The 6,362-nt window shown below is 66.9% G+C and carries 6 protein-coding genes; 2 read left to right on the top strand and 4 right to left on the bottom strand.

All coding sequences use genetic code 11. From position 1 onward, the window contains the following. Positions 1-207: 207 nt before the first annotated feature. From MBTS_RS22200 to MBTS_RS22185, 4 genes are all read right to left on the bottom strand, one after another. A complete protein-coding gene (locus tag MBTS_RS22200; RefSeq protein ID WP_192216498.1) occupies positions 208-891 on the bottom strand; it encodes a class I SAM-dependent methyltransferase in 684 nt (227 codons plus the stop codon). After that, positions 888-1,886 (bottom strand): glycosyltransferase family 2 protein, encoded by a 999-nt coding sequence (locus MBTS_RS22195; RefSeq protein ID WP_056146692.1) that lies wholly within the window; start codon positions 1,884-1,886, stop codon positions 888-890. Before MBTS_RS22195 ends, MBTS_RS22200 begins: the two co-directional genes overlap by 4 nt. 97 nt (positions 1,887-1,983) lie before the next feature. Beyond that, positions 1,984-2,676 (bottom strand): NrsF family protein, encoded by a 693-nt coding sequence (locus tag MBTS_RS22190; protein ID WP_192216497.1) that lies wholly within the window; start codon positions 2,674-2,676, stop codon positions 1,984-1,986. Then, positions 2,669-3,244 (bottom strand): RNA polymerase sigma factor, encoded by a 576-nt coding sequence (locus MBTS_RS22185; protein WP_147833410.1) that lies wholly within the window; start codon positions 3,242-3,244, stop codon positions 2,669-2,671. Before MBTS_RS22185 ends, MBTS_RS22190 begins: the two co-directional genes overlap by 8 nt. 651 nt (positions 3,245-3,895) lie before the next feature. Between MBTS_RS22185 and MBTS_RS22180 the strand changes: the two genes are divergently transcribed. Beyond that, positions 3,896-5,353: a helix-turn-helix transcriptional regulator gene (locus MBTS_RS22180; RefSeq protein WP_056159186.1), complete on the top strand. Its 1,458-nt coding sequence runs from the start codon at positions 3,896-3,898 to the stop codon at positions 5,351-5,353. A gap of 345 nt (positions 5,354-5,698) precedes the next feature. Next, complete coding sequence (locus tag MBTS_RS22175; protein ID WP_192216496.1) at positions 5,699-6,208, top strand: CsbD family protein; 510 nt, start codon at positions 5,699-5,701, stop codon at positions 6,206-6,208. Positions 6,209-6,362 lie beyond the last annotated feature (154 nt).

The raw sequence follows: 6,362 nt of genomic DNA, 5'->3' as shown, positions 1-6,362 counted from the left end.
AACTTCTCTTTGGCCATCGTCACATTCCTAAAACAAAGTCACATGAGCGGTCGCCCAGGGCGGCGCTCGAGGTGTCGAGCCGGGCGAAAGACGCCGCCCGGATAGAGGCTCGGCGTCAGATGATCAAGGGATGATGATTGTAGAGGCCGAATCGAGCCTGCGGCGTGGTCGTCCGGCCGAGACCCGGCTCCCGTCTTCGATGCGGGGTCAAACCGTCCCGCAGGCCAGGAACTGCGCGCCGAGCGGCATCCGGCCGATGGCCTTCTCGACACCGGGCACCCATCCCCGCCGGAACGGGAAGGCCAGGAAGTATCGGCTGCGAATGTCCCGCAGCCCTCGTTCCGCGAGGAGCGCCCGGGTCTCGCGGGCACCGAGCAGGACGGCGTCGTGATCGAAGGGACAGCGCGACACCGCGAGGCGCGTCAGCGGGTTCCACGGGTTGTGCTCGATGATCGCCACGAGCCCGCCCGGGCGGGTGACGCGCCGCATGTCGGCCAGCAGGCCGGAACGCTCCGCGACGGGGACGTGATGGAAGACGCAGACGGCCAGCGTCGCGTCGAACGCTCGGTCCTCGAAGGGCAAGGTGCCGCCCTCCTGGAGGCGGTAGCGGTTGCCGGGGTTCTCGCTCTCCGCACGGGCCACGGATTCCGGCGAAGGATCGGTGCCGGCCATCCCCGAGACGATGCCGGCAAGGCGGCGATGGAGGAGGCCGACGCCGCAGCCGACATCGAGGAGCGACGGGCGGGAGGTCCCGAAATGCCGGCCGAATACGTCCGCGAGCAGATCGGCCTTCGCGTCCAGGAAGAAGCCGTGTTCGAGCCCGGAAAAGGCGATGGAATCCTGGACCACCGCATCGTAGCTCGTGCGGTACGCGTCGAAGGCGCTGGTCATGCCGCAATCCTCGATGTCGCGTCCTGCTCGTCCTCCGGGAACCCCACCGCCCGGCCGACCACGTAGAGGGGGCGCTTCTTCACCTCGGTATGGATGCGTCCGACATAGAGGCCGACGATGCCGGTCATCAGCAGGTTCATGCCGGCCAGGAACGAGACGAGGACGACGATGGAGGCCCATCCACTGACCAGGGCCGGGTCGTAGAGGGCGCGCACGGCGATGTAGAATCCATAAGCCAGCGCGAAGAGGGACACCCCCGTGCCGGCCCAGAGGGCGAAGCGGAGAGGGATGTCGGAGAAGCCGACGATGCCGTCGAAGGCGAGCCGCAGCATCTTCGACCAGCCGTATTTGGTCTGGCCCAGGGTCCGCGAGAGACGGTGGAACGGCACGGCGGTCTGGCGGAAGCCCATCCAGCTGAACATGCCGCGCACGAAGCGGTCGCGTTCGGGCATGGCGAGGAAGGCGTCGAGGGCCTTGCGGTCGACGAGGCGGAAATCGCCCACGTCGGCCGGGATGTCGATGGCGGTGAGCGCCCGGATGAGGCGGTAGAACAGGCCGGCGGTCCAGCGCTTGAAGCGGCTCTCGCCCTCCCGGCTCAGGCGCCTCGCATAGACGATCTCGTAGCCCTCGCGCCATTTGGCGGCGAGCTCGAGGACGACCTCCGGCGGGTCCTGAAGATCGGCATCCATCACCACGACGGCGGCGCCCGCGGCGCGCTCCATCCCGGCGGTGATGGCGACCTGATGGCCGAAATTCCGCGACAGGGCGAGATAGCGATAGCGCGGATCGTCCTTGGCGCGGCCGGCGGCGACGATGCCCGTCATGTCGGTGCTGCCGTCATCGACGATGATCACCTCCGCCGGCCCGTCGAGCTTGGCGAGGAGCTGGTCGAGGCGGTGCAGCAGCACCGGCAGTACGACCTCCTCGTTGAAGACGGGAACGACGAGGCTGTAGGTCGGCGTGCCGATCTGCGCCGAGGGAGATGTCACGGTCATGCGTGTCGCCGGCGGACGGAAGGTCCGGTCGGCGGAAGTGTAGCGCCGCATGATTAAGGCCATTCTAACCGGGCGGCGCGAGACGCCTCCTGCCCGCCTACGGATCGGTATCCACGGCCGTGGCGGCGGAGCGTCGGTCGGTCGTTCCCTCGAGGAAGCGGCCGCCGAAGAGCCCGTTGAGGCCGACCACGATGAGGACGGCCACGAGATGCACGGCGAGATCCGTCGCGGTGGCGTCGTGAGGATGGAACGGCACCAGAAGCGCCGCCGCGGCCGCCGCGACCGCGAGCCCCCCCAAGGCCGCCGTGAGTCCGGGGTTCAACGGGCAGGCCCGGCGCAGCATCGTCACCAGCAGGACCGAGAGCGGCAGCGAGACGCCAATCAGAAAGACGAAGCAGCCGCGCATCTCCCCGGCTTCGGCGAGATTCGAAGCCGGAGCGAGCCAGGCGCGCAGGCAGCCGAGCCCGCTGACGCCGAGCCACAGGACGAGGGGCGGGATCGGCAGCAGGGCCCAGGCCCGGCTGCGGCCCGGCACGCTGCTCTGGAAGGCGGCGAAGGCCGCAGCCACGCTCGTCAGGATCGCGCCGAGCGCGGCATAGCGAAGATCCGGAACGCCGAGACGCGCTTGCATGGCGGCGGCATCCGACAGGGGCAGAAGGACAATACCCAGGCCGAGCACGGCGGAGATCCAGGCGAAGGCCCGCCATCCCGGCCCGGAAAGCGGGCGGATCGGCGCGAGCGACCGGGCCAGCTCCTCGACGAGACGTTCGTGTCTGGCGGGATCAGACATCCGAACCCTCCTTGCTGGATGAGAGAGAGGCACGCAGCGCCTTGAGGGCTCGATGGAAGTTGACCTTCAGCGCCGTCTTGGTCCTCCCGGTGAGGAGGGAGGCCTCGTCGAGCGAGAGCTCGTGCAGGGCGATGTGCTCGATCGCTTCGCGCTGCCCCGGGGGAAGATGGGCGACGGCCTGGACCACGGCCCGGCGACGGTCGCGGTCCTCCAGATCGTGCCCCGGCAGGGGGCCATCGTCGGCGCGTGTCTCGTAGGCGATCGGGTCGTCGACCTCGCGCGGCCGGCGGCTGCCCTGGCGTAGGGCATCGATGGCGCGCCGGTGGGCGATGGCACGGAGCCAGGGCAGGAAAGGCCGGGCGGGGTCGTAGCTGGCCCGCGCCCGGTGGATCGTCAACAGGGTCTCCTGAACCACGTCGTCGATGCCCGTGCCCTGGACACCCTTGGACCTCGCCATCGCGGAAACGACGGGAACGCAGTCGCGCAGGAGCGCACGGTAGGCTGCGGCATCGCCGTTCTGAGCCGCCTGCATCGCGGCCGACAGCGAGGCCTCGCCGGACGATGCCATCGATCGTGCGGGCATGGTCGCGATGCTTCCGGAATCCGCAGGCCGAGCCTGCAGGACGGACAGGCGGCCCGAATGCGCCGCCTGCGCCAGGCTCACGGACGAGATCCTAAGTCGTCGCCGTGGGCTTGGCCACACCGCCCTTCGCCCGCGAGTCCGCGCCCGTGGCATCGGCGGCAAGGGACGACGGAGACGGTGTGGGCGAGAAAGCTCATGGGACGCGGTCCTTCGTCGTGACACCGGGTTCTGCGGCGGCCATGAGAAGGATTTCGGTGATCGCCCTCCCCCGGTTACGCGTCCCGGACCGGAATCCGATCATTGGGCCGACGCACCTCCGAAATCCGACGGGAGCGATGGGTTTGTCAGGTCGAGGAAAGACGAGGGGACGACCGGTTCTTCGATGCCTGTCCGCCGATGCGTCTCTTCGACGAGACTGCTCCGATGCGAAAATACAAATGTCGATCTTTGCAAGAGTAGACAGGCCTCCGGCGCACCAAGGGTGCCCCTTGAATGGGTACTTCCCTGTCCGCTCCATGACAGTCCTGTGGACCACTCAGATATACCAGGCTCTTCCCGAGTGAACCTGGAACTGACCGCCCACGCATTGGTTGAAGGCTGGGCCGTGGCCCGGTCCATGAAGCTATTGGAGCCACAGTGACACTCGGCGTCGACAGGTACGAACTCCGGCAGATCATCGCCGGCCTCAGCGAGGGCGTGATCCTGGTCGAGCCGGACCAGACCATCGCCTATGCCAACGAAGCGGCCCTGGCGATGCACGGGGCGGAATCCGTGAGCGAGCTCGGAGAGACCGTCGACATCTATCGCGAGCGCTTCTCCCTGCGCTACCGCAACAACCGCACGCCCAATCAATACCCGATCGAGCGCGTCGTTGCCGGTGAGACGTTCCACGACGTGGTCGTGGAGGTCACGCGCACCGACGAGCCGGACGTCACCTTCGTCCATTCCTTGCGCAGCCTCGTGGCCACCGATCGCGACGGCAATCCCAGTTGCCTCGCATTGATTCTCAAGGACGTCTCGGATCAGTTCGAGGCCGAGGACCGCTTCGAGAAGACGTTCAACGCGAATCCGGCCCCGGCGGTGATCTGCCGGCTCGCGGACCTGCGACACGTCAAGGTGAATCTCGGCTTCCTCGAGATGACGGGGTACACCCGCGATGCCGTCATCGGCCGCAGCGTCTACGAGGTCGATGTCTTGGCGGGCGCCCGCAGCCGGGATCTGGCCATCTCGCGTCTGAACGAAGGCGGCACCATCCCGCAGATGGAAGCCTGTCTCGACCTTCCCGATGGCGGCGTGCGCCACGTCATCGTCGCCGGCCAGCCGATGGAGTTCGGCGAAGAGCCGTGCATGCTCTTCACCTTCGCCGATCTCGAATTGCGTCGGAAGGCCGAGATGGCCTTGCGTCAGAGCGAGGAGCGCTTCGCGAAGGCCTTCAGCCTCACCCCCGTGCCGACGGTGCTCGCGCGGGCGAACTCTTTCGCCATCACCGGGGTGAACGAGGCCTTCACCCGGGTCTTCGGCCATTCCGCCGAGACTGTCGCCGGGCGCTCACCGGCGGAACTCGGGCTCTGGGTCCACGATGCGGCCCGCGAGAAGTTCGAGAGTGCCGTGGCCATGACCGGCTACGTCCTCGGGCTCGAAGTCTGCCTGCAGCACGAGGATGGGACCAGCCTGGATTGTCTCGTCTCCGCCGAGCGGGTCGAGATCGGGGACGACATCTACGCACTCCTCGTCCTGCAGGACATCACCGAGCGCAAGCGCGGCGAGCGTGACCTGTTCGAGGCCATCGAGACCGTCATGGCCGATACCTCTTGGTTCAGCCGGGGGCTCATCGACAAGCTCGCCAACCTGCGTCGGCCGGGTGGCGAGCACAAGGATTCCGTCTCGCCGAACATGACGGTCCGCGAGCGGCAGATTCTCGATCTCATCTGTTCGGGGCTCGGTGACGATGCCATCGCCAAGCGCCTGACCCTGTCGCGCAACACGGTCCGGAATCATGCCGCCGCCCTCTACCGGAAACTGGGCGTGCACAAGCGATCCGAGGCGATCGTCTGGGGGCGCAACAATGGCTTTCCTGCGGGCTCTGCCGGTTAAATAAAATCGCTCTACCAGTACGAATGCATCATTGATCGGTGGTCGGCAGGCGCCAACTGAGGTGCTGAGCCGCAAGACATCAAGACATGTTGTCAGGCCGATCCGGTATTCGAATCGATTCATGAGCGTTTCCAAGTCCGCAATCGCGGCTGAAACACTCAATGGCTCGGTATAAGAAGCCGTCGGCAAGCTGATCGGTGATCAAAACGCGGTGAGCGAAGGATGATCTCAGCAAAAACTACCGAAGTCCACAGTGAAACCCAAGAGCGTTTCCGAGACTTAGGGTGAGGCTGACGGCGCCGGACATCGTCCGGTCGAGATTTTACAGACACAGGAGTGAACATCATGGTCGATACCAATCGGATTACCGGGGCCGCGAAAGAACTCGGCGGCAAGATCCAGGGCGCGGTCGGCGACATGACCGGTTCGAACCGCAACTCGGTCGAGGGCCGGGCGCGCGAAGTCCAGGGCACGGCCGAGAACCTCTATGGTCAGGCGAAGGACGCCGTCGGCGACGCCGCAGACTACGCCGCTGACGCTGCCCGCGATGTCGGCGGACGCATCCGCGACGCCGTCGACGATGTCGCCGGGTCCGACGGACGCGAGATCAAGGCCCGCGCACGCCAGGCGCAGGACGCGGCGGGCGACACCTATGAGCGCGCGGAGCGATCCGTCCGCAATGCCGGCCGCGAGGCTTACGACTACGCCGATGACGCCTACGAGAACGGTGGCCGGTATCTGCGCCAGGGTGGCCGCGAGGTGACCCATCAGGTCGCCGAGCACCCGGTGGCCGCCCTGCTCGTGGCTGGCCTCCTCGGCTACGGCATCGGTCTTCTCATCCACGGCCGCGACTGAACGTCCGCCGCGCCACCCCTCCCCCTTCATCTTCCCCCGCTCGGACTACCGAATTCTTCGGACTACCGACGACCCCGGAGCTCTGCCACGTGTCTTCTTCCTCCAGCATCCCGACGTCGCCGATCGTCGCCGGTGATACCCGCACCGTCCTGCT

Origin of the sequence: Methylobacterium bullatum (genome assembly GCF_014845095.1) — a bacterium.
Taxonomy (GTDB): Bacteria; Pseudomonadota; Alphaproteobacteria; order Rhizobiales; family Beijerinckiaceae; genus Methylobacterium; species Methylobacterium bullatum.
This window is presented reverse-complemented; position numbering and strand designations above follow the sequence as displayed.

Bases quoted from the DNA above. Each gene is read 5' to 3' on its own strand.
- MBTS_RS22200 (WP_192216498.1), bottom strand. From the start codon at position 891: ATGACCAGCGCCTTCGACGCGTACCGCACGAGCTACGATGCGGTGGTC.
- MBTS_RS22195 (WP_056146692.1), bottom strand. From the start codon at position 1,886: ATGACCGTGACATCTCCCTCGGCGCAGATCGGCACGCCGACCTACAGC.
- MBTS_RS22190 (WP_192216497.1), bottom strand. From the start codon at position 2,676: ATGTCTGATCCCGCCAGACACGAACGTCTCGTCGAGGAGCTGGCCCGG.
- MBTS_RS22185 (WP_147833410.1), bottom strand. From the start codon at position 3,244: ATGGCATCGTCCGGCGAGGCCTCGCTGTCGGCCGCGATGCAGGCGGCT.
- MBTS_RS22175 (WP_192216496.1), top strand. From the start codon at position 5,699: ATGGTCGATACCAATCGGATTACCGGGGCCGCGAAAGAACTCGGCGGC.